General features: G+C 73.3%; 28 protein-coding genes. 15 read left to right on the top strand and 13 right to left on the bottom strand.

Translation table 11 applies throughout. The annotated features are described in order from the left end of the window. Positions 1-48 precede the first annotated feature (48 nt). The 3 genes from FHX46_RS12140 to FHX46_RS12130 are packed head-to-tail and all read right to left on the bottom strand — an operon-like array spanning position 49 to position 3,494. Complete coding sequence (locus tag FHX46_RS12140; RefSeq protein ID WP_167113399.1) at positions 49-900, bottom strand: SDR family oxidoreductase; 852 nt, start codon at positions 898-900, stop codon at positions 49-51. An 11-nt stretch (positions 901-911) separates the two neighbouring features. Continuing rightward, positions 912-2,528 (bottom strand): FAD-dependent monooxygenase, encoded by a 1,617-nt coding sequence (locus FHX46_RS12135; RefSeq protein WP_167113397.1) that lies wholly within the window; start codon positions 2,526-2,528, stop codon positions 912-914. A 3-nt stretch (positions 2,529-2,531) separates the two neighbouring features. Next, a complete protein-coding gene (locus FHX46_RS12130; protein ID WP_167107754.1) occupies positions 2,532-3,494 on the bottom strand; it encodes an MBL fold metallo-hydrolase in 963 nt (320 codons plus the stop codon). 134 nt (positions 3,495-3,628) lie between these two features. Here FHX46_RS12130 and FHX46_RS12125 point away from each other — a divergent pair, with 134 nt between their 5' ends. Continuing rightward, a complete protein-coding gene (locus FHX46_RS12125) occupies positions 3,629-4,168 on the top strand; it encodes a MarR family winged helix-turn-helix transcriptional regulator (protein WP_167113396.1) in 540 nt (179 codons plus the stop codon). Positions 4,169-4,220: 52 nt separating this feature from the next. On the opposite strand, the gene FHX46_RS12120 is transcribed toward FHX46_RS12125, so the two are convergent. Both FHX46_RS12120 and FHX46_RS12115 read right to left on the bottom strand, forming a co-directional pair. Continuing rightward, positions 4,221-4,709: a glutathione peroxidase gene (locus tag FHX46_RS12120; RefSeq protein WP_167113394.1), complete on the bottom strand. Its 489-nt coding sequence runs from the start codon at positions 4,707-4,709 to the stop codon at positions 4,221-4,223. A 98-nt stretch (positions 4,710-4,807) separates the two neighbouring features. After that, positions 4,808-5,023, bottom strand: coding sequence for a hypothetical protein (locus FHX46_RS12115; RefSeq protein WP_167107745.1), 216 nt, complete (start codon positions 5,021-5,023; stop codon positions 4,808-4,810). A 71-nt stretch (positions 5,024-5,094) separates the two neighbouring features. Here FHX46_RS12115 and FHX46_RS12110 point away from each other — a divergent pair, with 71 nt between their 5' ends. The 4 genes from FHX46_RS12110 to FHX46_RS12095 all read left to right on the top strand — a co-directional run bounded on the left by FHX46_RS12110 (position 5,095) and on the right by FHX46_RS12095 (position 7,586). After that, positions 5,095-5,673, top strand: coding sequence for an alpha/beta fold hydrolase (locus FHX46_RS12110; RefSeq protein WP_167113392.1), 579 nt, complete (start codon positions 5,095-5,097; stop codon positions 5,671-5,673). Next, positions 5,670-5,900 (top strand): hypothetical protein, encoded by a 231-nt coding sequence (locus FHX46_RS12105; RefSeq protein WP_167113390.1) that lies wholly within the window; start codon positions 5,670-5,672, stop codon positions 5,898-5,900. The genes FHX46_RS12110 and FHX46_RS12105 overlap by 4 nt, the downstream gene beginning before the upstream one ends. After that, positions 5,893-7,197, top strand: coding sequence for an NAD(P)/FAD-dependent oxidoreductase (locus tag FHX46_RS12100; RefSeq protein WP_167113388.1), 1,305 nt, complete (start codon positions 5,893-5,895; stop codon positions 7,195-7,197). Before FHX46_RS12105 ends, FHX46_RS12100 begins: the two co-directional genes overlap by 8 nt. A 113-nt stretch (positions 7,198-7,310) precedes the next feature. Continuing rightward, on the top strand, positions 7,311-7,586 hold the full coding sequence (locus tag FHX46_RS12095; protein ID WP_167113386.1) for a hypothetical protein: 276 nt from the start codon (positions 7,311-7,313) through the stop codon (positions 7,584-7,586). Positions 7,587-7,595: 9 nt separating this feature from the next. Here FHX46_RS12095 and FHX46_RS12090 read toward each other — a convergent pair whose 3' ends face one another. Then, a complete protein-coding gene (locus FHX46_RS12090) occupies positions 7,596-8,048 on the bottom strand; it encodes a MarR family winged helix-turn-helix transcriptional regulator (protein ID WP_167113384.1) in 453 nt (150 codons plus the stop codon). A gap of 56 nt (positions 8,049-8,104) precedes the next feature. Between FHX46_RS12090 and FHX46_RS12085 the strand changes: the two genes are divergently transcribed. After that, complete coding sequence (locus FHX46_RS12085; protein ID WP_167113382.1) at positions 8,105-8,479, top strand: hypothetical protein; 375 nt, start codon at positions 8,105-8,107, stop codon at positions 8,477-8,479. Positions 8,480-8,518: 39 nt separating this feature from the next. Here FHX46_RS12085 and FHX46_RS12080 read toward each other — a convergent pair whose 3' ends face one another. Then, positions 8,519-9,403 carry a LysR family transcriptional regulator gene (locus tag FHX46_RS12080; RefSeq protein ID WP_313886103.1) on the bottom strand — a complete coding sequence of 295 codons (885 nt, stop codon included), beginning with the start codon at positions 9,401-9,403 and terminating at the stop codon, positions 8,519-8,521. 80 nt (positions 9,404-9,483) lie between these two features. On the opposite strand from FHX46_RS12080, the gene FHX46_RS12075 reads away from it, so the two are divergent. Continuing rightward, positions 9,484-10,686: an MFS transporter gene (locus FHX46_RS12075; protein WP_313886102.1), complete on the top strand. Its 1,203-nt coding sequence runs from the start codon at positions 9,484-9,486 to the stop codon at positions 10,684-10,686. Here the strand turns inward: FHX46_RS12075 and FHX46_RS12070 are convergent. Next, positions 10,625-11,431: an isocitrate lyase/PEP mutase family protein gene (locus FHX46_RS12070; protein ID WP_167113378.1), complete on the bottom strand. Its 807-nt coding sequence runs from the start codon at positions 11,429-11,431 to the stop codon at positions 10,625-10,627. The genes FHX46_RS12075 and FHX46_RS12070 overlap by 62 nt on opposite strands. Before the next feature lie 92 nt (positions 11,432-11,523). On the opposite strand from FHX46_RS12070, the gene FHX46_RS12065 reads away from it, so the two are divergent. From FHX46_RS12065 to FHX46_RS12055, 3 genes are all read left to right on the top strand, one after another. After that, the gene (locus FHX46_RS12065; RefSeq protein WP_167113376.1) at positions 11,524-11,991 is read left to right on the top strand and encodes a mycothiol transferase; all 468 of its coding nucleotides are present in this window, start codon (positions 11,524-11,526) and stop codon (positions 11,989-11,991) included. A 409-nt stretch (positions 11,992-12,400) separates the two neighbouring features. Further along, on the top strand, positions 12,401-14,986 hold the full coding sequence (locus FHX46_RS12060; RefSeq protein WP_167113374.1) for an MFS transporter: 2,586 nt from the start codon (positions 12,401-12,403) through the stop codon (positions 14,984-14,986). Beyond that, positions 14,983-15,762, top strand: coding sequence for an MSCRAMM family protein (locus FHX46_RS12055; RefSeq protein ID WP_167113372.1), 780 nt, complete (start codon positions 14,983-14,985; stop codon positions 15,760-15,762). Before FHX46_RS12060 ends, FHX46_RS12055 begins: the two co-directional genes overlap by 4 nt. 7 nt (positions 15,763-15,769) lie before the next feature. On the opposite strand, the gene FHX46_RS12050 is transcribed toward FHX46_RS12055, so the two are convergent. The 4 genes from FHX46_RS12050 to FHX46_RS12035 are packed head-to-tail and all read right to left on the bottom strand — an operon-like array spanning position 15,770 to position 18,096. Next, entirely contained in the window at positions 15,770-16,051 is a 282-nt protein-coding gene (locus tag FHX46_RS12050) for a PRC-barrel domain-containing protein (protein WP_167113370.1), read from the bottom strand. Further along, a complete protein-coding gene (locus FHX46_RS12045) occupies positions 16,038-16,433 on the bottom strand; it encodes a hypothetical protein (RefSeq protein ID WP_167113368.1) in 396 nt (131 codons plus the stop codon). The genes FHX46_RS12050 and FHX46_RS12045 overlap by 14 nt, the downstream gene beginning before the upstream one ends. After that, complete coding sequence (locus FHX46_RS12040) at positions 16,430-17,662, bottom strand: NRAMP family divalent metal transporter (protein WP_167113366.1); 1,233 nt, start codon at positions 17,660-17,662, stop codon at positions 16,430-16,432. Before FHX46_RS12040 ends, FHX46_RS12045 begins: the two co-directional genes overlap by 4 nt. Continuing rightward, positions 17,659-18,096, bottom strand: coding sequence for a hypothetical protein (locus FHX46_RS12035; RefSeq protein ID WP_167113364.1), 438 nt, complete (start codon positions 18,094-18,096; stop codon positions 17,659-17,661). Before FHX46_RS12035 ends, FHX46_RS12040 begins: the two co-directional genes overlap by 4 nt. 121 nt (positions 18,097-18,217) lie before the next feature. On the opposite strand from FHX46_RS12035, the gene FHX46_RS12030 reads away from it, so the two are divergent. The 4 genes from FHX46_RS12030 (at position 18,218) to FHX46_RS12015 (ending at position 21,767) form a co-directional block, all read left to right on the top strand. Further along, positions 18,218-19,393, top strand: a complete 1,176-nt coding sequence (locus tag FHX46_RS12030; RefSeq protein ID WP_243871261.1) for a S1C family serine protease — start codon at positions 18,218-18,220, stop codon at positions 19,391-19,393. 30 nt (positions 19,394-19,423) lie between these two features. Then, positions 19,424-20,251, top strand: coding sequence for an SDR family oxidoreductase (locus tag FHX46_RS12025; protein WP_167113360.1), 828 nt, complete (start codon positions 19,424-19,426; stop codon positions 20,249-20,251). Between the two features lie 107 nt (positions 20,252-20,358). Continuing rightward, positions 20,359-21,474, top strand: a complete 1,116-nt coding sequence (locus FHX46_RS12020; protein WP_167113358.1) for a WD40/YVTN/BNR-like repeat-containing protein — start codon at positions 20,359-20,361, stop codon at positions 21,472-21,474. Further along, complete coding sequence (locus FHX46_RS12015; protein WP_167113356.1) at positions 21,471-21,767, top strand: MoaD/ThiS family protein; 297 nt, start codon at positions 21,471-21,473, stop codon at positions 21,765-21,767. Before FHX46_RS12020 ends, FHX46_RS12015 begins: the two co-directional genes overlap by 4 nt. 118 nt (positions 21,768-21,885) lie before the next feature. Here the strand turns inward: FHX46_RS12015 and FHX46_RS12010 are convergent, their stop codons facing one another. After that, positions 21,886-22,215 carry a hypothetical protein gene (locus FHX46_RS12010; protein WP_243871260.1) on the bottom strand — a complete coding sequence of 110 codons (330 nt, stop codon included), beginning with the start codon at positions 22,213-22,215 and terminating at the stop codon, positions 21,886-21,888. Between the two features lie 392 nt (positions 22,216-22,607). On the opposite strand from FHX46_RS12010, the gene FHX46_RS12005 reads away from it, so the two are divergent. Further along, positions 22,608-23,831, top strand: a complete 1,224-nt coding sequence (locus FHX46_RS12005; RefSeq protein WP_313886101.1) for an alpha/beta fold hydrolase — start codon at positions 22,608-22,610, stop codon at positions 23,829-23,831. Positions 23,832-23,848 lie beyond the last annotated feature (17 nt).

Genomic DNA, 23,848 nt, shown 5'->3' with positions numbered 1-23,848 from the left:
GGGTCTCGATGATAGTTGCCCCGCTCGGCGGGCGTGCAGCCGCCGGGGTCACACCAGGTGCGCCCAGGCGTGCGGTTCCGCGGCCAGGAACTCCGCGAACGTCCACGGGCGGCGGCCCGTCACGTGCTCGACGGTGTGGCTGGTGACGGCCACCTCACCGGTTGCCACCGCGAGGTAGGAGCCGACCCAGCCGTCGATCTGCCAGGGCTGCGCGCCCGCTCGCGACGCACGCGCCTCCTGCTCGGTCTCCGGGTGGTAGGTGATGTCCCGGCCGGTGACCTCGCTCAGCAGCGCCGCGGTCTCGTGCAGGTCGATCGCCTCCGGGCCGGTCACGTCGTAGACCTGGTTCGCGTGCCCGTCGTCGAGCAGGCACGCCACGGCCAGGCGCGCGACGTCCTGGCGGGCGACCCACGCGAGCCGCCCGTCGGCGGCCGGGCCGCGCAGCACCCCATCGGGGCCGGCGAAGTGCGGCGCGACATCGGCGTAGAGCGTGTTGCGCAGCGCCGTCAGCCGGAGCCCGTGCTCCCGGATCAGCCGCTCGGTCTCGGCGTGCTCCCGGGCGAAGGTGAACGTCGCGTGCGGGGCCGCGCCGAGGAACGAGGTGTAGACGACGCGGTCGACCCCGGCCTCGGCGGCGGCCCGGACGGCGTTGCGGTGCAGGTCCATCCGTTCGGGGCCTTCGTGCCCGGACACCAGCAGCAGCGTCGAGATGCCGGTGAGCGCCGCGCGGAACCCGGCCGGGTCGGCGTAGTCCGCGGCCACCACCTCGGCTCCCGCGGCCCGTGGCGCCCGGGCCGGGTCGCGCACGCACAGCCGGTGCGGGACGCCCCGCTCGGCCAGCAGCGTGGCGACCCGGGAGCCGAGCTGCCCGGTGGCCCCGGTGACCGCGATCCTGTCCATGGCCCTCCCCCTCACGCGCCGGCGGCCGGCAGGACACGGTCACCGGCCGGCTGCCCGAGGGCGCGGTGCACCGCCGCCGCCACGGCCGCCGCGTCGGTGACGACCGCCGCGACGTGGGCGTCCGGCCGGATCACCCACACCTCCCCGGGCCGCGCGGCGAGCGCTTCGGCGAGCACCCCGGTCACGTCGATGTCACGCAGCCGCAGCACGCGCACCGGCGCGGCGACGTCCGGCGGCGGCTCGGCCTCCGCACCGTCGGTGGCCAGCAGCAGCACGCCGTCGCGGGCCAGCTCCCGGAAGCGGCCGCAGGACGAGCCGGTCACCGACACCGGGACGTCCGGCACCAGGATCCCCGGGCCGGCCGGCGGCACCTCGCCGCGGGGCGGGCGCCCGCGGAACGGCCGCGACGCATCGGGGGTGGTCAGCGGGGAGTCGACGTACCAGAACGGCTCGGCCAGCCGCCCGGAGTCCACCTGCGCCCGCACCGCCGGGTCGGTGGCCGCGGCGCGGAGCACCTCGCGCCGCCGCCGGTGCTGCTCCTCGGTCTGCGGCACCAGGAAGTCCATCGTGGCCGTGGTGACCGCGATGTTCTCGCACGCCGCCGCGTGGCGTTCGTCGTGGTAGGACTCCAGCAGCTCCGCGCCGGCCCAGCCGTGCAGCACAAACGCGAGTTTCCAGGCGGCGTTCTCGGCGTCGCCGACCCCGGAGTTGAGTCCGCGGGCGCCGAACGGCGACACCAGGTGCGCGCAGTCCCCGGCGAGCAGCACGCGGCCCGCCCGCATCCGGTCGGCCACCCGGGAGTGGAACCGGTACACCGACTTCCACACGATCTCGTACGGCTGATCGCCGATGATCGCGCGGATGCGCGCGTCCAGCGCGCCACTGGCCTCCTCCGCGGCGAGGTCGTAGTCGCCGGGCACCTGCCAGTCGATCCGGAACGTCGAGCCGGGGCACGGGTGGATCAGCACCTGGCGGCCCGGGTTCCACTCCGGGTCGAAGTAGAACCGCCGTTCCCGCGCCCAGCCGGGCAGGTCGGCGCGGATGTCGCAGATGAGGAACCGGTCGTCGAAGGAGTGCCCGCCGAAGCCGATGCCGAGCATCCGGCGGATCTCCTCGCCCCGCGCCCCGGCGCAGGCCACGACGTAGTCGGCGCGCACGGCCGGCCGCCCCGCGACGGCCAGGGTCACGCCGTGCTCGTCCTGGTCGATGCCGGTGACCCGGTGGCCCCAGCGCACGTCGACCAGGGGCTCGGCGGCGATCCGCTCGTCCAGGATCTCCTCGGTGCGGGCCTGGGAGATGTTGACGAACGGCGGGAACGCCGAGCGGCCCGGGTCGGCCATGCTGTAGGCGAACAGTTCGTGGTCGCGGTGGAAGGTCCGCGCGGTGGTCCAGGTGACGCCCTCGTCGGCGATCCGGCGCCCGGCGCCGACCGCCTCCCACACGTCGAGCACGTCGCGCTGCTGGCAGATCGCCTTCGAGCCGACCAGGTCGCGCTCGGCCCGGGCGTCGAGCAGCACCACCGGCACGCCCCACCGGGCGAGCAGCAGCGCGGTGGTCTGGCCGACCGGGCCGTTGCCGATGACCGCCACCCTGTGATGCCCGGTCGAGGGGTCCGTCGTCGTGGTCATCGCTCAGCCCTGCAGCTGGTCCCAGACCTCGCGGTCCCGCTGCGCCGTCCAGATGACCGGGCGCTCGATGCCGGACAGCTCGTCCCACAGGCGGGAGACGTCGAAGGGCAGGCAGTGCTCGAAGATCGGCCAGTGCCCGTACTGCGGCGCCAGCGCGGCGTGGGTGCGCTCGAACGCCTCCTTGAGCGTGCCACCGGCCCGCTGCACGGCGCCGACCTCGCGGATCATCACGTCGAGGAAGTTGCGGGTCTGCTCGACCGCGGCGTCGACGGCGTCCCGGCCCCGGCTGACCGCGCCGCGCCCGCCGATCAGCGCCTCGGCACCGAACGCCTTGACCCGGTCCAAAGTGGACGAGGCCCAGTCGCGGTGGAAGGCGTCCCCGGTGTAGAGCGCGGCCTCGGCCTCGACGAGGTCACCGGCGAACAGGATGCGCTGCCGCGGCAGCCACGCCACGATGTCGCCCTCGGTGTGGCCGCGGCCGCAGTACTGCAGGACCAGGTCACCGCGGTCGCCGCCGAGGTCGATCGTGAGCCGGTCGGAGAAGGTCAGCGTGGGCCAGGTCAGGCCGGGCACCGACTCCGCGCCCTTGGCCAGCCGCGGCATGCGGCCGAATTCGCTCTCCCAGTCCTCCTTGCCGCGCTCGGCGACCAGTGCGCGGGTGTTCTCGTGCGCGACGATCACCTCGGCGTCGAACGCGGACGCGCCCAGCACGCGCACCGCGTGGTAGTGCGACAGCACGAGGTACCGGACCGGCTTGTCGGTGTGCTCCCGCAGCTTCGCGAGCCACTCCCGGGCGGCGACCGGGGTGGCGAGTGCCTCGAAACAGACCAGGAAGTCCTCACCCTCGATGGCGCCGACGTTCGGGTCGCCCTCGGCGGTGAGCGCGTAGACGCCGTCGTCGAGGACCTCCAGGGTCTGCTGCTTCTCCGCCACGTCGCCGGACGAGGCGAACGCCTTCTGGGCCACCCCGCACCTCCTTTGATCAAAGCTTTGACTATCTGGTGGACGACAGCGTAACGCGGGTCACCCCGCAAGGGAAGGGTACGTCCGAACCGCGGCCGCCGGTCGAGGTCGCGGCTGCGACCGCCTAGCCTGGGCGCATGACCGCGGAACCGGCTGCCCCCGACGAGCTGGACTACCTGACGTTCGTGGACTACGCGATCGCGAAGACGACCGCCGAGCTGCCCGCGGTCGATGCCACGGCGATGCGGCTCGGCCTCACCCTGCACCGGCTGACCAGCGCACTCGTCTACGACTGGGAGTCCACGGTGCACCGGCCGCGCGGCTGGAGCTGGGGCGGGTTCCGGGTGCTGTTCGCGCTGTGGCTGGCCGGGCCGATGGAGGCCAAGCGCGTCGCGCAGCTGTCCGGGATGAGCCGCGCGGCGGTGTCCGCCCTGGTCAACACGCTGGAGCGGGACGGACTGGTGTCCCGCCGGCAGGCCGAACACGACCGGCGCGCGGTGCTGCTGGCCCTCACCGAGGCCGGGCACGAGGCGATCACCAGCGCCTACGAGGCCCACAACCAGCGCGAACAGGCGTGGGCGAACGCGCTCACCAAGCCGGAGCAGACCATCCTCATCGGATTGCTGGAAAAGCTCACCACGAGCTCGGCCGCCCTGGACGCGAAGCGCCGGTTCTAGCGCTCATCGTGGCGCCGCTCACGCGCCCCGGGCCGTCAAAGGTTTGATGGACTCAGGCGGCCAGGACCGCTTCGATCGCCTCGACCACCTCCGGGGCCTCCGGATCGGTGCGCGGCCGGAACCGCGCCACCACCGTGCCGTCCGGGCCGACCAGGAACTTCTCGAAGTTCCACTGCACGTCGCCGCTCTCCCCCGCGGCGTCCCGGGCCTGCACGAGCTCGGCGTAGAGCGGGTGCCGGCCGGGTCCGTTCACCTCGATCTTCTCGAACAGCGGGAACGTGACCCCGTAGGTCGCCGAGCAGAACGTGGCGATCTCCTCGGCCGTGCCCGGTTCCTGACCGGCGAACTGGTTGCAGGGGAAGCCCACGACGGAGAACCCGCGGTCGCCGTAGCGTTCCTGGAGCCGCTCCAGCGCGGCGTACTGCGGGGTCAGACCGCACCGGGAGGCGACGTTCACCACGAGCAGGGCCGTGCGGCCGAGGCCGCCCAGGGTCGTCGGTTCGCCGCCGAGCGTGCGCAGCTCGATGTCAGCCAGGGCCATGCCAGTCCTCCGCAGGTGATCGGGTCCTGCCCTGGCCAACGCGATCACGGCCGCACCGTTCCCCAGCCGGCGCCGACCGTGACCAGCGTTACACCCGATCAGCCGTGCCGCTGCGCCGGGACCGGCGCCATCCCCTCGGCCGGCTTGAGGCCCAGCGCATCCAGCAGCAGCGCGCAGTCCTCGGCGTTCTCCGCCGCGGACGCGACCGCGCGCACCGCGCGCCGGCGCTGCGCGGCGACCAGTTCGGTGTCCTCGGCCGACGTGACCGGGACGTTGAAGCCGGCTACCTCCTGCAAGTGCTCCCGCATGTCCATCCCCTGTCCGCACGTGATCCGTGTAGGGCGGCAGTACCCGGGGTAGCCGGGGACCGGAGAAAGGAGCGGTCATGAACTACTCCCCGGACCCGGTGCGTGCCGAGGGCCCGGCCGCCGTAACCGAAGGTACCCCGGACGGCCCGACCGTGCTGGTACTCGACCCGACCGGGCTGGCCAAGCACGAGGGGCTCCCGGCGACCTGGCGGGACAAGACGGACGAGTGGCAGGTGGTGTGGTGCCGGCTGCCGGCCGAGGGCGGGCTGACGCAGGCGGACGACATCCTGTCCGACCCGCCCGGCGAATCGGTGCACGTGGTCGCCAGCGGCCCGTTCGCCGACGGCGCCCTGCGGCTGGCCGAGCAGCACCGCGACCGGGTGCGCTCGCTGCTGCTCGTCGACCCGGCCGCCGACCAGTTCGTGCCGCCGGGCGACGGCGAGACCGCGGACCGGAGCTGGGAGACGGACAACCGCGAGCGGATCAGCGGCCTGGCCGAGGCCGGGGTACCGGTGCGCGTGGTCGCGCACAGCACCGGCGGCGCGGACGACCGGGTCCCGGCACCGCTGCCGCTGGGTCACCCGGACGTGGTCGCCGGCGTCGCCCAGGCCCTCGCCGAACTGCCCGCGAACAACGAGGAGGGTGATCGAAGGTGACCGAGCCCGACGAGGAGTCCGTGCGCGAGGCGCTGGAGCACGACGCGCCGCTGCCGCCCGACCCCGAAGCGCCTGTCGCCGACGCACTGGAGCAGCGGCAGACCGCGGACCCGCGGAAACGCACGCGGCCGGCGCCGGAGCTGCCGTCCGAAGCCGATCTGGGGGACGTGGCCGAGCAGCGCCTGGAAGTGGACTACGAGACCGACGAGGAGGTGCTGCGTGGGTGACCCGGCCCGGATCGTGATCATCGGGGGCGGTTACGTCGGCGCCACGACGGCCCGGCAGCTGCGCAAGCGGCTCGCCCCGGCCGAAGCCGAGCTGACCGTGCTCGACCCGCGCTCGTACATGACGTATCAGCCGTTCCTGGCCGAAGCGGCGGCTGGTTCCGTCGAACCGCGGCACGTCGTCGTACCGCTGCGGGAGGTGCTGCCCGGCTGCACGGTGATGGCCGCGGAGGCGACCGGCGTCGACACGACGGCGAAGTCGGTCACGCTGCGCGTCGCCGACGGGCACGTCGAGCGGATCGGCTACGACATCCTGGTGGTCGCGCCCGGTTCGGTGTCCAAGACGCTGCCCATTCCCGGGCTGGCCGAGCACGGCATCGGGTTCAAGACCCTGGAGGAAGCGGTCTACCTGCGCAACCACGTGCTGTCCCGGCTCGACGTCGCCGCCAGCACGGTGGATCAACAGCTGCGGCGCAAGCTGCTCACGTTCGTGTTCGTCGGCGGGGGTTACGCGGGTATCGAGGCGATGGCGGAACTGGAGGACATGGCCCGCCACGCGCTCAAGGACTACGCCATCGACCGCTCGGAGCTGCGGTGGGTGCTGGTCGAGGCCGCCGACCGGATCATGCCCGAGGTGAGCTCGTCGCTGGCGGGCTACACCCTGGACGTGCTGAGCGGGCGCGGGTTCGAGATCCACCTGGGCACCACGCTCAAGTCCTGTGTGGACTGCCACGTGGTGCTGGGCGACGACACCGAGTTCGACGCGGACACGATCGTGTGGACCGCGGGCGTCAAGCCGAGCCCGATGCTGGCGGACACGGACCTGCCGCTGAACCCGCAGGGCCGGGTCTGCTGCGCCACCACGCTGGAGGTGGACGGCGCCCCGGGCGTGTTCTCGGCCGGGGACGCCGCCGCGGTGCCGGACGTGACCAGCAAGGAACCGGGCGCGGTGTGCGCGCCGTCGGCGCAGCACGCGTCACGCCAGGCGGTGGTGCTGGCGCGCAACATCGTGGCGACGCTGCGCGGCGGAACGCTGGAGGGCTACCGGCACTCCTACGCCGGCTCGGTCGCCAGCCTGGGGCTGTACCAGGGAGTTGCGCAGATCTACGGCGTGAAGCTGCGTGGCTGGCCCGCGTGGGCGCTGCACCGCGCCTACCACCTGATGACCATGCCGACGGCGCACCGCAAGACGCGGATCGCGGCGGACTGGCTGATCTCGCTGCCGTTCCGGCGCCAGGTCGTGGCGACCGGGGAGCAACAGCACCCGCGGGAGCAGTTCGTGCGGGCCAGCCGGCGGTAGGCCGCGCTCCGGGCGCCCGAGGTGTCCGCGTCGTGCGGCAGGGCGGACTTACGTACCCGCCTCGGTGATTCGGCGGAGGTGTGCCCGCCCGGCCCTCGGGCACCCTGTGTGGTATGACCGCGCAAGAACTCCAGGCCCTGGCGGACGTCGCCGCCGGGCTCATCCTGTTCCACAACGGACTGTGGGGTGCCCCCGCCTGCTACATGTGGGCGGACGCGGACGGCGCCGCCGCGGGCCGCGTGCCGCCGTGGGAGTGCGAGGCGCTCGACCGGCTCAGCTGGCGCGGCCTGATCGAGGCGACGCACGGCTCCGGCGCCGGGGACGTTCCCGTGGTGGCCACCGAGGCCGGGCTCGGCGCACTCCGGGCGCGGCACGCGCACGCCGCCTGACCGGCGCGGTCAGCGCACCAGCGCGGTGAAGTCCTCGGTGAACCGGGCGAGCAGCCCCGCCAGTGCCGCGCGGTCCGCGGGGTCCCACCCGGCCGTCACCTCGGCCACCACCCGGGCCCGGAACCCCTGGATCTCCGCCAGAGCCCGCCTGCCCTCGGCGGTGGGTTCCAGCAGTGAGCGGCGTCCGTCCATCTGATCGGCGCGCCGCTGCACCAGTCCCGCGTCCAGGGCCTGCGCGGTCAGGCGGCTCGCGCGCGGCTGGTCGGTACCCAGCGCCGCGGCCACCTCGGTGACGGTCGGCGGCCGTCCGGCCGCCGCGATCACGTCCAGCAGCTCGTACACCGCGTCCGGTACCGGCCCGCGGCGGCCCCGTTCGCGTGCCAGCCGGCTCAGCGCGCGGCGCGACTGGGCCCGGCGCAGGGCAGCGAGTGCCCGGGCGATCGATTCGCTGTTGCGGTCCATGTCCGCCCTCATCTATGGTCAACGACAAGTACATGTAACTTTACATGGGAGTCGTGGTGGACCCTCTCGACCGTCCGATCGGATTCTGGCTCCGGCACCTGCACACCCTGCTGGAGACCGGCCTCGACGAGCTGCTCGCCGGCCACGGCCTGACCCGGCGGCACTGGCAGGCGCTGAACGCCCCGCGCTACGGCGCGGACGTGCTGGAGGTGTTCGAAGGCGCCGGGCAAGCCCGCGCCGACCTGGTGGCCCGGGGCTGGACCACGCCGGACGGCGCGCTGACCGAAGCCGGCCGCGCCGCGCACACCGAGATCGCCGAGCACGTGCAGCGCTTCCGTGCCCGCACGCTCGAGGGGCTGACGGACCAGCAGTACGCCGACACCGTCCGCACGCTGGCCGCGATGGCCGGCAACCTGGAAGCCGCGCACTAGACCGCCCCCCCCCCCGGCCGCCCTGTCGCGGAACACGCCTCAGGGCTCCAGCTCGGCGCGGACCTCCCGCAGCAGCGCCGCCGCCGCGGGAGACAGCGGCCGCACCGCCGAGTGCACCACCGACACCGACCACCGCAGGGGTTCGGCCAGCGCCACCGCCACCACCTCCGCCAGCCGCCCCGCCGCACCTTCCGGCACGAAACCCACTCCCAGGCCCTGGGCGATGAGGGCGCGGGCGGTGTCGTAGTCGGACACCTCCAGCGCCACCTGCCGGGACAGTCCGGCTTCCGCGAAGGCGCGGTCCACGACCGTCCGGTTCCCCCAGCCCACCGGAAAGTCCACGAAGGACTCATCGGCGAGATCGGCGAGCCGCACCGCGGCCCGCCCCGCCACCGGATGGCCCGGCGCAGCCAGCAGAACGAGGTTCTCCTGCGCGACGACCTCCTGCGCCAGACCGGCGGGCACCCGGCCCGGCAGCGACGCCAGCGCCAGGTCCATGCTGCCGTCCAGCACTGCGCGCACGTGCCCGGCGGAGCCGGACGGCGAGTACTGCAACCGCACCGCGGCCTGCGGGTGGTGGCGCGAGAACCGGCCGAGCAGGCGGGGCACGTCCACCCGGCCGGTCGACAGGATCGTGCCCATCGTGACCACGCCCCGCACCTCACCACCGGCCCCGGCGGCCGCCTGCGCCGCCGCGCGCGCTGCCGCGAGGGCGGTGCGCGCCTCCGGCAGCATCGCCGCGCCCGCAGCCGTCAGGGCGACGCGCCGGCTGTCCCGGTCGAACAACTCGGCACCGATCTCCCGCTCGAGGGCGCGCACGGCGGTCGACACCGCCGACTGCACCACCCGCAGTCGCCGCGACGCGCGCGTGAAGCTCAGCTCCTCGGCCACCGCGACGAAGTACGCCAGCTGTCGCAGTTCCACCCCACCTATCTAACTCCGAGATGGCTACGAGCGAAAACATTCGTTGGACGCGATGGCCTGGGCGGGCGCATCCTCGGATCGTGACCACTCAGTCCGCCCGGTCCGCCGCGGCCCGCCGGCACGGCGCCGGATTCTGGTTCGTCGCCTGCACCTTCGCCGTGACCATGGGGTTCTCCGCCGCCCCCACCCCGCTTTACGTGCTCTACCAGGCGAAGGACCGCTTCGGCCCGTTCACCGTCACCCTCGTGTTCGCCGCCTACGCGTTCGGCGTGATCGCGAGCCTCTTCCTGGCCGGCCACGTGTCCGACTGGCTGGGCCGCCGCCGGGTGCTGGTGCCCGCGGTGCTGATCAACGTGGCAGCGGGGGTGGTGTTCCTGATCTGGACGTCGGTGCCCGCGCTGCTCGTGGCGCGGGTGCTGTCCGGCATCAGCATCGGCATGCTCACCGCCACCGCCACCGCGCACCTGACCGAGCTGCACCTCGCCGCGCGGCCGGGTGCCTCCCGCACCCGGGCCGACGTGGTCGCGACGGCCGCCAACCTCGGCGGCATCGGACTCGGCCCGCTCGTGGCCGGGCTGCTGGCCGAATACGTTCCGGACCCGCTGCACGTGCCCTACCTGGTGTTCCAGGTGCTGATGCTGCTCGGCGCGCTCGCCGTGGCGCTGTCCCCGGAAACGGTCACCGCGACCCGGGTGCGTTACCGCCCGCAGCGCGTGTCCGTGCCGCCACACGCGCGGGCGCGCTACCTGGCGGCGGGGGCGGCCGCGCTCGCGGAGTTCGCGGTGTTCGGGCTGTTCACCTCGCTCGCGCCCGGGTTCCTGGCGAACACGCTGCACCAGCACTCGCACGCCCTGGCCGGGGTGAGCGTGTTCGCCGTGTTCGGCGCCGCCGCAGTGGCGCAGATCGTGCTGGCGCGCACGGAGCTGCACCGGCTGCTCGCCATCGGGCTCATCCTGCTGACGGTGGGGCTGGTGCTGGTGACGGTGGCGGTCTGGCTGCCGAGCCTCGCGCTGTTCCTGGTCGGCGCGGTGCTCGCCGGTGCCGGGGCGGGCGCGGGCTTCAAGGGCAGTGTCGGAGTCGTGCTCGGCCTGGCCTCCCGGGAGAGCCGCGGCGAGGCCCTGGCCGGGCTGTTCCTCGCCGCCTACACCGGGCTCGCGGTGCCGGTCCTCGCGCTCGGCGTGGCCACGCAGATCCTCGACCTGCGGGTGGCGCTGCTGGGGTTCACCGCGGCCCTGCTGCTGATCCTGGCCGTGGTGGTGCGGCGGCTGTTCCGGGCGAGCTGAGGGCCTGCACCTCGGCGTAGGACGGCACGGGCGGGACCCCGGCGCCGTGCGCCACCGCGTGGGCGGTCCGGCGCACCGCGGCCAAGGCCGCCCGGAACAGCAGGGAACCGAGGCTGACCCGGCGCACACCGAGGTGCCCGAGCCGCTCGATGCCCGGGCCGCCGGCGGCGTAGAGGATGTTCACCGGGACCTCGACCGCGGCGACCACGGCGGCGATCTCGGCCTCCGTCGTCAGGCCGGGCACGAACACCCCGTCCGCGCCTGCCTCCTGGTAGGCCCGGACACGCAGAAGAGGGTCCTCGCCGGTGCCGAGCCAGTGCGTGTCGGTGCGCGCGTTGACGAACAGGCCGGGCGCCGCCGCCTTCAGCGCGGCGATCAGCTCCTGCTGGTGGACGGGATCGGCGAGGCGGCCGTTGTCCCGGCCGTCCTCGATGTTCACCCCGGCGACGCCGAGCGCCGCCAGTTCGGCGCCGAGCGCCGCGACCTCACCGGGATCCGCCGAGAACCCGCCCTCGATGTCGACGCTGACGTGGCACGGCAGTCGCGTCAGGCGGCGGGCCAGCGTGATCGTCTCGTCCCGGGCCGCACCGGTTCCGTCGGGAAGACCGGCCGCGGCGGCCACGCCCAGACTGGTCGTGCCGATGGCCGGGTACCCGTCGGCGGCCAGGACGGCGGCGGAGGCGTGGTCCCAGGCATTGGGCAGCAGCAGGGGGTTTCCGGTGCGGTGCAGGTCGGCGAAGCTCATGTCCGGACGGTAGCGCCGGAACCCGTCGGCGGCGGCCGATGCGATCCGGCTCCGGTCGCCGTGCGCGCGGCGCTTCCCGGACAATGACGATCATGCTGGACGAGGAGACCTTCCTGTACTTCACCGACCGCGCGCTCGACGGCATGACGGCGATCCTCGCCGCGCTCGGCGACGAGCTCGCCAACACCCGGCCGGACCTGCCCGGCGCCAACTCGCCGTACGCGATCGTCACCCACTGCCTCGGGGTGATGGCCGCCTGGGCCGGTCACGTCGTCGCGGGACGCACCGTGGACCGGGATCGCGAGGCCGAGTTCACCTCCTCGGGACCGGTCGCGCCCCTGCTCGACCGGGTCGCGCAGGCCAAGGACCAGCTGCGGCGGGACATCGCGGCCGCCGACTTCGCCGCCCCGCCGCGCGGCGACGTCCCGGCCCGGTACGCCGGCACCCCGATCGGGCAGCGGCAGGGCGCCGCCCTGGTGCACGTCCTCGAGGAACTCGCCCAGCACCACGGGCAGCTCGAACTGACCCGGGACATCCTGCTCGCCCGCACCCGCTCCTGAGCCCCCGCCCGCGGCGCCCCCGCCCGCACACGCAAACACGCCGCCCGCAAGGGCAAACACGCCGCGCCCACGGGCAAACACGCCGGTTGCGCCGTGTTTGCCGCTCCCCGCGCCGTGTTTGCCGGTCCGGGCGGCGTGTTTGCCGGTCCGGGCGGCGTGTTCGCCGCTCCCGGCGGCGTGTTCGCCGGAGCGGGCGGCGTGTTTGCCGGTCCGGGCGGCGGGTTTGCTGGGCGGGTCCGTTTAGTGGCGGTGTCATCAGATTTTTCCGGATTGCGCCAGGCTGATGCGACCGGGATCACGGGGCCGAAACCCGCGAGCGCTCTCACTCGATCCGCGGAAAATCAGTTAGCATAGGTCAACTAATTTTTCCGGATCGGTCACTGGCGACGGACTTCCCCTGGTTGGAGTGATGGAAGTGCAGTCTGCCCCGCAGACGCAAGCGGGTACCCCCCGGCACCGGCCCCCGGCGCTCGGTCCGCACTACAAGTGGATCGCGCTGTCCAACACCACGCTGGGCATGCTGATGGCCACGATCAACTCCTCGATCGTGCTGATCGCCCTGCCCGACATCTTCCGCGGCATCGACATCAACCCGCTCGAACCGTCGAACACCAGCTACCTGCTGTGGATGATGATGGGCTTCCTCGTCGTCACCGCGGTGCTGGTGGTCGGGTTCGGGCGCCTGGGCGACATGTACGGCCGGGTCCGGATGTACAACCTGGGCTTCGCCGTGTTCGCGGTGTCGTCGATCTTCCTGGCGGTCACCTGGATGAGCGGGGGCGCCGCGGCGATCTGGATGATCGCCTGGCGGATCGTGCAGGGCATCGGGGGCGCGTTCCTGATGGCGAACTCCAGCGCGATCCTCACCGACGCCTTCCCCAAGCACCAGCGCGGCATGGCGCTGGGCATCAACGGTGTCGCCGCCATCGCAGGCTCGTTCCTCGGCCTGGTGATCGGCGGGCTGCTCGGCCCGGTCGAGTGGCGGCTGGTCTTCCTCGTGTCCGTGCCGTTCGGCGTGTTCGGCACCATCTGGGCCTACCTGAAGCTGAAGGACACCAGCGAACGGCACCGCGCCCGGATGGACTGGTGGGGGAACCTGACCTTCGCGGTCGGTCTCATCGCCGTGCTCGTCGGCATCACCTACGGCATCCAGCCCTACGGCGGGCACACCATGGGCTGGACGAGCCCGTTCGTACTGTCCTGCCTCATCGGCGGCGTTGTGGTGCTGCTGATCTTCTGCCTCATCGAGACGCGGGTGGCGAACCCGCTGTTCAACCTCGGGCTGTTCAAGATCCGCGCGTTCACCTTCGGCAACCTGGCGAACCTGCTCGCCTCGCTCGGCCGCGGTGGCCTGCAGTTCGTGCTGATCATCTGGCTGCAGGGCATCTGGCTGCCGCAACACGGGTACAGCTTCGAGCAGACCCCGTTGTGGGCGGGCATCTACATGCTGCCGCTGACGGTCGGCTTCCTGATCGCCGCGCCGGTGTCCGGCATCATCTCCGACCGCATCGGCGGCCGGCTGCTGTCCACCGGCGGGATGCTCCTCACCGCGGTCAGCTTCATCCTGCTCGAGGTCCTGCCGGTGAACTTCAACTACTGGGGTTTCGCCGCGATCCTGCTGCTCAACGGGCTCGGTATGGGCCTGTTCACCTCGCCCAACCGGGCCGAGGTGATGAACAGCCTGCCGAACAACGCGCGCGGCGCCGGCGCCGGCATGACCGCCACGTTCCAGAACTCGGCGATGGTGCTGTCGATCGGTTTCTTCTTCAGCCTGATGATCGCCGGGCTCGCCGACCACCTGCCCTCGGCGATGGCGCAGGGCCTGACCGCGCACGGCGTGCCCACCGCGGACGCGAACCAGATCGCCGTGCTGCCACCGGTCGGCGTGCTGTTCGCCGCCTTCCTCGGCTACAACCCGATCGAACAGCTCCTCGGCGGTGTGCTGCCCACCCTGCCGCCCGACCAGGCCGCGTACCTCACCGGGCGCAGCTTCTTCCCGCAGCTGATCTCCGGCCCGTTCGCCGACGGCCTGACCGCGGCGTTCTGGTTCGCGATCATCGCGTCGGTGGTGGCCGCGGCCGCGTCCTGGTTCACCGGGCGGTCGCCCAAGACCGCGCCGGGGCAGCCGCACGAAACGGCCGGTTCCGAGCTGGCCGCCGCCGCGGGCGAGGTCGTCGACGTGACCGGCGACGAAACCGGGGCGGCCGGGCCGGGCCGGATCTCCGGCCGTCTGCGCACCGCCGGCGGCAGCGCGCCGCCCGGCGGGGTGGTGACCGTGACGGGCCCGGACGGCACGCAGGCCGGGCGCACCCGGGCCGGCGCCGACGGCGGCTACGTCGTGTCCGGGCTGCCGCCGGGCACCTACACCGTGATCGTGACCGCACCCGGGTTCCGGCCGGAGGCGGCCGCGGTGACCGTGACCGGGTCGGGCGCGGTGCGTGACTTCGTGGTGGCCGGTGGCGGCACGGTGACCGGCATCGTCCGGCTCTCCCCCGGCGGCGCCGGCGCCGGGGACACCGCCGTGGTCGCCACCGGCGGCGACGGTCAGGTGCTCGGCCGGACGCTCACCCTCGCCGACGGCACGTTCCAGCTCACCGGCCTGCCCGCCGGGGAGGTCACGGTGACCGCGCACCTGGACGGGCACCGGCCGGCGGCCGCCACGGTCGTGGTGTCCGGCACCGAGCCCGCCGTGGCCGACCTGCTCGTCCAGGCCGCCGGCACGCTGCACGGCACGGTCACCGGCCCGGACGGCCGTCCGGTTCCCGGCGCGCGGGTCGAGGTCAGCACGGCCGCGGGCGAGCTCGCCGCGACCGCGGTGAGCGACGAGCTGGGCGGCTACGAGGTGACCGGCCTCCCGCCCGGCGACTACAGCGTGGTGACCAGCCTGTTCGAACCCGCGGTGCGGCAGGTGGACCTCACCGGTGGCGAGTCGGCGACCGTCGACATCGACCTGCACGCCCTGCACGCGGGCCGGCCCGAGCAGGCGCGGTCATGACCGGCACGCCGATCCCGCCGCGGGGCCGCGGCGCCGAGGTGGCCGGGTGGGTGCGGTCGGCCGGAGGGGATCCGGTGACCGGCGCAGCCGTCACCCTGGTGGACTCCGGCGGGCAGCAGATCGCGCGGGGCACCACCGGCGGCGACGGCGGCTACCGGCTGCCCGTGCCGGGCCGCGGCCGGTACGTGGTGATCGCCGCGGCCCCGGCGTACCGGCCGGCGGCCGCGACGGTGGCGGTCGGCGACTCCCCCGCCGGTGTCGACCTGGTGCTGGAGGGCGCGACCGGGCTCGGTGGCGTGGTCCGTTCGGCGTCGACCGGCGTCCCGGTCATGGGGGCGACGGTGCTGCTGGCCGACTTCCGCGGCGAGGTGGTCGGCTCGTCCCTGTCCGGGCAGGGCGGCGACTACTCCTTCGGCGCGCTGCCGGCCGGGGTCTACACGCTCGCCGTCAACGCACCCGCCTACCGGCCCGCGGCGGTGGCGGTCACCGTGAGCGACGCGACCGTGCGGCAGGACGTCGAGCTGTCCGACGCGGCGACCGTGCAGGGCACGGTGACCGTGCGCGATCTGCCGCAGCCGTGGCCGCGGATCACGGTGAGCCTGCTGGACGACGCGGGCACCGTGGTCCGCAGGGCGCATGCGGACGACGACGGCCGCTACGCCTTCCACGACCTCGAACCGGGCACGTACACCGTGGTCGCCGCCAGCCACGCACCGGTGCGGCAGGCGGTCCGGGTCGGGCCTGGCAGCACCCACAACGACGTCCGGCTCGGCTGACCGGCGATCACCGCGACCAGTGCACCTCCGACCAGGGTATTTCCCGCGTGCCCCGGTGCACGACCTTCGCCAGCCACGCGAGCAGCCACGGCCCGCGCTGGCCGCTCCGCTCGTACCCGAGCAGCCGCCCGCGTCGGCCGCGGCTCACCAGCACCGCGACGGTCCGTTCCTGCCCGTCCGCGTCGAGGCGGGTGATCAGGTCCGTCACCTTCCCCAGCTTCCGCCCCCGCGCGTCGTAGACCCGGCGGCCGAGCAGCTGGCCGGCCCGCACGACCTCATCCTCCGGCATGGCCGGACCCCGGGATCCGCGCGATGAACTTGTCGCGCAACCAGCGTTCCAACGGCTGCTCCTCCAGCACCTCCGCGCGCAGCGACAGGGTCACGTCGCTGCTCACCCGTTGCACGTGGTCGAAACCGATCCGCAACGGCTCGACCCGGCCGCCGCCGAGCCGGGCGCCGAGCCAGCACAGCACCGTGCCGAGCAGTCCGCCGACCCGCCGGCCCAGCACGTACTGGCCGGTCAGCAGCGCGGTCACCCGGTAGGTGCCGTCGTCGTCGCGGGTGAGCTCGACGTCGTCGACCTTGCCCACCGGGTGCCCGTCGACGTCGACGATCTGGCGGTCCAGGAGGTGGAACTCGACCCGCAGCGGGTCCGGCTGTCCGAGGATCATGACTGCCCCATTCCCGTGATGATCATGAGCGGGACCGCGGCGATCGCGGCGACCACGATGATCACCAGGAAGATGACGCCGAGGAAGTTCTGCACTCGCCCGTTGGCGTGGTCGCCGAGGTAGTCCCGGTCGTTGGCGACCACCAGGATCGGCAGGTAGGTCAGCGGCAGCACCACCGCGCTGAACAACAGCGACAGCTCGGTGACCTGCACCGGATCGACGGTGGTCAGCAGCACCGCGGTGCCGAGCAGGATGCTGACCAGCATCACCGTGTGGAAGCGGGCCGCCTCACGCGGGCGGACCATCTTGCCCCACTGCCATCCGAAGTACTGCGCGATCGAGTACCCGGTGGACAGACCGGTCTCCAGCGCCGCGCCGAAGGTGGCGGCGAAGAACCCGAGCATGACCGCGGCGAGGCCGAACTTGCCCAGCGCGACCGCCACCGGCAGCGCCGTCTGGCTGAGCTGGCTGACCTGGATCCCGGCCGGTTCGAACACGGTGGCGGCGCAGCCCATGATCGCCAGGCCGAGCACCCCGCCCAGCGGGAAGCCGACGAGGGTGTTGCTGCGCTCGGTCATCAGGTCCTGCACCGTCCACTTCTCCTCGACGCCACCGGAGGAGAAGAAGAACACCTCGTACGGCGTCAGGGCCGAGGCGAACAGCGACACCGCCAGGTAGCCCCACGTGGCCCAGTTCTCGCCCTGCGGCGGGCCGATGTGCGTGACGTGATGGGCGAAATCGCCCCATGGCGGGTCGAGCGCGACCAGCGCGACGACGAACACCACGAGCGCCAGCCCGAGCGCGCCGAACACCTGCTCCATCAGCTGGAACTTCACCCGCCACAGCACGAGCCACACGGCGATCGCGGCCAGCGGCACCCACAGCAGGTGCGGCAGGCCGCTGACGAGCTGGATGGTGAGCGCGACACCCCCGACCTCGGCGGTCAGGGTCAGCAGGGTGACCAGGTAGGACCCGATGAGGTTGGCCATCGCGGTGCGCGGGCCGAGCCGCTCGCGCACCAGGTCGAACACCGGGCGCTGGCTGACCGCGGCGACCCGGCCGGACATCTCGGCGAACACGCAGATCCCGACCACGCCGATGACGACGACCCACGCCTGCCGCATCCCGAACCGGGCGCCGGACTGGGCGTTGGCGACGAGGTCGCCGATGTCGACGAACCCGCCGATCGCGGTGAGGATGCCCAGGGTGACGGCGAGCGCCTTCTTCATCGGTGGCTCTCCACGAAGTCGGTCAGCTCGCCGGTCACCCGCACCAGCTGGGTGTCGGCCGCGGTGATCCGGCCGGCATCGCCCGACTCGAGGGCTTCCTGCGCCCCGGTGGCCTGCGCGACCGCGTCCTGCAGGCGGGGGTGCAACTCGTCGTAGATCCGCCGGGCGCCGGGCGCGGACGGTTGCTGGTTGTCCACATCGTCCAGTGCTTTGGTGGCCGTTGCCATCACGTCGTCCACCGCGGCGGTGGTGAAGGTCGGGAACAGGTGGCCCTGCTGGTGGGCCTGGATGATGCGGTGCAGGGTACCGACCGCGGCCAGCCCCTCCTGCGCGGAGACGACCGCGCTGTCCGTGTAGCTCGACGCCGAGCCGGCAGAACAGGCGGTGAGCATGACCGCGAGCGCGAGGCCCGCGAAGGCCGTCCCCTTGCGCATCGGCTCCGGTGTACCCCTTGGTCAACTTCACAAACGCGGGGTCCTCTCAGGTGTTTCACGGTCGCGCCGCAGGCGAATCTCAGGGAGGAGGGGTTCACTGGACGGCGGAGGAGAGGCACCCATGACCTACTACCCACCGCACCACGATCCCTGGGCTCCGCCGCCACCACCGCCGCAGCCGCCCCGGCGGCGCCGGCGCGGACCGCGCGCGCTGCTGAGCGCGCTCGGCCTGGTGGTGCTGGTCGCGCTCGGTTTCGTGGCGTGGGACCTGGGGCGCGACTCGCTGCCGACCGGGGGCACCTCCGCCCCGCTGGACCGCACCCTGCACAACCGCCAGACCAGCAGCAGCACGCTCGACGTGCAGGCGGTCACGGACAAGGTCGCGCCCGGGCTGGTCGACGTCTATTCCACGCTCGGCTACTCCGGGCAGCAGGCCGCGGGAACCGGGATGGTGCTCAGCGCCGACGGCAAGGTGCTGACCAACAACCACGTCGTGGCCGGGGCCACCAGCATCAAGGCGACCGACGTGGACACCGGCCGCACCTACCGGGCCGAGGTGCTCGGCTACAGCCGGACGCGGGACGTGGCGGTGCTGCAGCTGCAGGACGCCTCCGGCCTGGGCACGGTCACCACCGGTGACTCGTCGCCGGTGGCGGCCGGTGACCCGGTGGTGGGACTGGGCAACGCCGGCGGCGACGGCGGCGCACCGAGCGTCTCCCCCGGCAAGGTGACGGCGTTGAACCAGTCGATCACCGCGACGGACGAGTCGTCGGGCAGCTCGGAACAGCTGACCGGGCTGATCCAGGTGGACGCGAACATCCAGTCGGGCGATTCGGGTGGTGCGCTGGCCGATGCGCAGGGCCGGGTGATCGGGATGAACACCGCCGCCTCGACCGGCTACCAGTTCGGCCGCCCCGGACGTGAGCCCGCCGGGGTGAGCGGGTTCGCCATCCCGATCGACGATGCGCTGACCCTGACCCGGCAGATCGAGGCGGGCCACGCCTCGGACACCGTCCACATCGGAGCGTCGGCGTTCCTCGGGGTGTCGGTGAGCGACGCCGGCGGCCCGGGCGCGCTGGTGCAGCAGGTGGTCCCGGGCGGCCCGGCCGACGACGCGGGGCTCGTCGTCGGCGACGTCATCACCCAGCTGGACGGCCGCGCGGTCGGGTCGGCGACGGATCTGACCGCGGTGATGGACACGCTGCACCCGGGCAACAACGTCACCCTCACCTGGCTGGACCAGGCGGGTCAGCAGCACAGCGCGAGCACCACCCTGGTCGAGGGTCCGGTGGGTTAGGCCGCCCGGGCGGCGGGTAGGTGGCGGGGCATGACGCAGACAGCTCCCCTCCCGGCAGAACAGGGCGGACGGCCGCGCACGGCGATCGTCACGGGCTCCGATTCCGGCATCGGGCGCGCGATCGCGGTCGCGCTCGGTGGTGGCGGGGTGGACGTCGGCATCACCTGGCACCGCGACTCCGCGGGTGCGGAGGCGACCGCCGAGCAGGTCCGCGAGGCCGGGGCCCGCGCCGAGGTGCGCCGCCTGGACCTGGGTGACCTGCCCACGGCCGCGGCGGCCATCGACGAGCTGGCCGAGGCGCTCGGCGGCGTGGACGTGCTGGTGAACTGCGCCGGCACGGGCACCGGCCAGCGGGCGATGGACATGGACTTCGACACCTGGCGGCACGTGCTGAGCGTGGACCTCGACGGCGCGTTCCTGTGCGCGCAGCGGGCGGCGCGGCACATGATCGAAGCCGGCCAGGGCGGGCGGATCGTGAACATCACCAGCGTGCACGAGCACGCCCCGAAGGTCGGCGCGGCGCCCTACTGCGCGGCGAAGGCCGGGCTGGGCATGTTGACGAAGGTGCTCGCGCTGGAGCTGGCCGAGTACGGCATCACGGTCAATTCGGTCGCGCCGGGCGAGATCTCCACGCCGATGACCGGCCAGACGGACGTGAACCCGCACGACCAGGTGCGCCCGGGGGTGCCGCTCGGCCGGACCGGGCACGCGCAGGAGGTCGCCGCGGTGGTCGCGTTCCTGACCACGCCCGCGGCGAGCTACGTGACCGGCTCGTCCTACGTGGTGGACGGCGGCATGCTGCTGATGGGCCCGCAGGGCGCGTCCGCCCTCGGCCACGACGACTGGCGCAAGGTCTGACGCACCCGGACCGGTCACCGGGGACGGCGGCACACCGCAAGATTGGAGAAGACGCGCCCCGGCCGCGCTCCCTAGGGTCTGGTGACCGGCTGTGGGAAGGAGCGGCGATGAGCGGGGTTCGCGTGCTGGTCGGCACCCGCAAGGGTGCGTTCGTCCTGACCTCCGACGAGCGGCGCACCGACTGGGCGGTGAGCGGGCCGCACTTCCCGGGCTGGGAGATCTACCACGTCAAGGGCTCGCCCGCCGATCCGGACCGGATCTTCGCCTCCCAGTCGACCAGCTGGTTCGGCCAGCTGATCCAGCGGTCCGACGACGGCGGGAAGACCTGGCAGCCGGTGGGCAACGAGTTCGCCTACGACGGCGTGCCGGGCACCCACCAGTGGTACGACGGCACACCGCACCCGTGGGAGTTCGCCCGGGTGTGGCACCTGGAGCCGTCGCTGACCGATCCCGACCTGGTCTACGCCGGGGTCGAGGACGCAGCGCTGTTCCGCTCGAACGACGCGGGCGCGAGCTGGCAGGAGCTGCCCGGCCTGCGCGGGCACGGTTCGGGCCCGCAGTGGCAGCCGGGCGCGGGCGGCATGTGCCTGCACACCGTCATCCAGGACCCGCGTGACCCGAACCGGCTGATCATCGCCATCTCCGCGGCCGGCGCGTTCCGCACCGAGGACGGCGGCAAGACGTGGCAGCCGATCAACCACGGCCTGCGGTCGGGCCAGATCCCGGATCCGGACGCCGAGGTGGGCCACTGCGTGCACCACATCGCGCGGCACCCGCAGCGCCCGGACGTGCTGTTCATGCAGAAGCACTGGGACGTCATGCGCAGCGACGACGGTGGCGGCAACTGGTACGAGATCAGCGGCGACCTGCCCACCGACTTCGGGTTCGTCATCGACGTGCACGCGCACGAGCCGGACACGGTGTACGTGGTGCCGATCAAGAGCGACGAGCACCACTTCCCGCCGGAAGGCCGGCTGCGGGTGTACCGCAGCCGCACCGGCGGCTCCGAGTGGGAACCGCTCACCGCCGGGCTGCCGCAGGAGAACTGCTACGTCAACGTGCTTCGGGACGCGATGGCGGTGGACTCGCTGGAGTCGTGCGGAATCTACTTCGGCACCACCGGCGGACAGGTGTACGCCTCGGCCGATTCCGGGGACACCTGGGCGCCGATCGTGCGGGATCTGCCTGCCGTCCTTTCGGTGGAGGTCCAGACGCTGCCATGATCCGCGTTCACCTGCCAGCGCACCTGCGCACCATCGCGCACATCGACGGTGAGGTCGAGCTGGATCTCGACGGCCCGGTGACGCAGCGCGCCGTGCTGGACGCGCTGGAAGCCCGGTACCCGGTGCTGTGCGGCACGATCCGCGAGCACGGCACCGGGAAGCGACGGACGTTCGTGCGGTTCTTCGCCTGCGAGCAGGACCTCTCGCACCAGGAGCCGGACGCCCCGCTGCCCGCACCGGTGGCCTCGGGCGCCGAACCGTTCCTCGTGATGGGCGCCATGGCCGGCGGCTGAGCCGTCCACTGAGGACGGTCCGATCCGTCCACACCGGACGGCCATCGGCGGGACGCGGAAGCGGTGGCCCCCCATCCGGGCGGGAGCCACCGCCGGACGAGATGCGCTGCGGACCGCCTCAGTTGCCGTCCCAGTCGTGGGTGTGGTGGTGACCGGCGGTCGCGTGCGTCTCCCCGGAGTGCGCGCCGCCCGGCCCGGCCCACGCCCACTTGCCGGCGGAGAAGGCGCTGTGACCGTCGGTGCCGGACACGGTGTACCCGCCACCGGCCCCGTACGGGCCGGCCGACAGGACCGAGTCGTAGTAGGCGGCGCAATGGTGATCCCGGCCGTCGTTGTCGTGGCCCGCGACCGCGCCGGTGCTGGTGATCACGGCGCCGCAGGGGCCGGCGGACGCGCTGGACGAGCCGTAGCTGTCGGCCGAGGCGATGCCCGCGGCGCCGAACGACAACGGAAGGCCAGCAGCCCGGCGATCGCGAAGCGACGAACGTTCATGATGCCGGGTTCTGTTCGTGTCAACGGATTCCGGGCCGCACCGTGATCGGCCCGCGGACCGGATGCCCGGGAGCCCGGCGGCAGATCTGGGCCGCAGTTGTGACGCAGACCACCTTGTGATCACCACCCGCCAGCGCCACCGGAGCCGCTGCCGCTGGTCGGCACCGGAAAACCGATCAACCGCCCGCGGCGCAGGGATGTCCGTTGCAGCACAGGACATCCGCCCTTGGTGCGTCACTCGCGCGGGTGGAATGATCACCGTGGCCGCCCTTGACAACGCCCCGGCCGCCGTCGATGCTCGACCGCGCTGGGTGTTACTTCGGGTAATAGCTTGAGCGAGGAGGCGGCGTGGTCCGGCGAGTGGTGTCCCGCGACGGCACGCGGATCGCGGTCGCGGAAACCGGGGACCCGGCCGCCCCGGTCGTGGTGTGCGTGCACGGCTACCCCGACGACCGCACGGTGTGGGACGGCGTGGTGGCCGAGCTGGCGTCCCGGTTCCACGTCGTCACCTACGACGTGCGCGGCGCCGGCGAGTCCGACCGCCCGGCGCGCCGTGCGGACTACCGGCTCGACCGGCTCACCGAGGACCTCACCGCGGTGCTCGCGGCAGTCAGCCCGGACCGGCCGGCGCACCTGATCGCCCACGACTGGGGCTCGGTCCAGAGCTGGCACGCCGTCACCTCGGACGCGCTGCGCGGCCGGATCGCGTCGTTCACCTCGATCTCCGGCCCGTCCCTGGACCACGCCGCCGACTGGTTCCGCAGCCGGCTGCGCAATCCCGCGCGCTGGGCGCCCGCGCTGCGGCAGCTGCTCCACTCGACCTACATCCTGTTCTTCCAGATCCCGCTCGTGCCCGAGCTGGGCTGGCGCTCCGGCCTGGGCCGGCAGCTGCTCAGGAAGGTGTCCGGCAGCGCCGCCGGCCGCCCCGCGGTGGCGGATGCGGTGCACGGGCTGGAGCTGTACCGGGCCAACATCGGGGCCCACCTGTCCCGGCCGCGGCCGCGAACGGTGGAGATCCCGGTGCAGGTGCTCGCCCCGCTCGGCGATCCCTACGTGACGCCCGCCCTGCAGACCGAGGTGACGCGGTGGGTGCCACGGCTGTGGGTGCGGCGGCTGCCCGGCGGGCACTGGATTCCCCGGGAGCGGCCGGACGTGATCGCGCGGTGCGCGGCCGAGCTGGTCGAGCACATCGAGGGCGCGCCGGAGAGCCGGAGCCTCCGGCGTGCCCGGGCCGCGGATTTCGACGGCCACCTGGTGGTCGTCACCGGCGCGAGCCGCTTCGCGCGGGCGGTGGCGTCCGCGTTCGAGGCGGCCGGCGCCGAGGTGCGCGCCGACGGGCACGAGGTTCCCGACGTCGTGGTGGACGACCAGGGCCGGGCGCGGGAGTTCGCCGCGCGGATGGCCGAGCGGGGCGAGGGCGGGCACCTGGTGTTGCACGACCCGGCCGAGGCCGCCCGCCTGCGCACGCTGTTCCCCGCGCTCGGCGTGGTGGTCGCCGGGGACGGCCCGGTCGACCGGGCCGCGCGGCGGGTGCTCCGGGCGGTCGCCCGCACCCGCCACGCCGGAGTGTGACGGCGTCCGGCCGGGCG

The organism is Amycolatopsis viridis, assembly GCF_011758765.1.
Taxonomy (GTDB): Bacteria; Actinomycetota; Actinomycetes; order Mycobacteriales; family Pseudonocardiaceae; genus Amycolatopsis_E; species Amycolatopsis_E viridis.
This window is presented reverse-complemented; position numbering and strand designations above follow the sequence as displayed.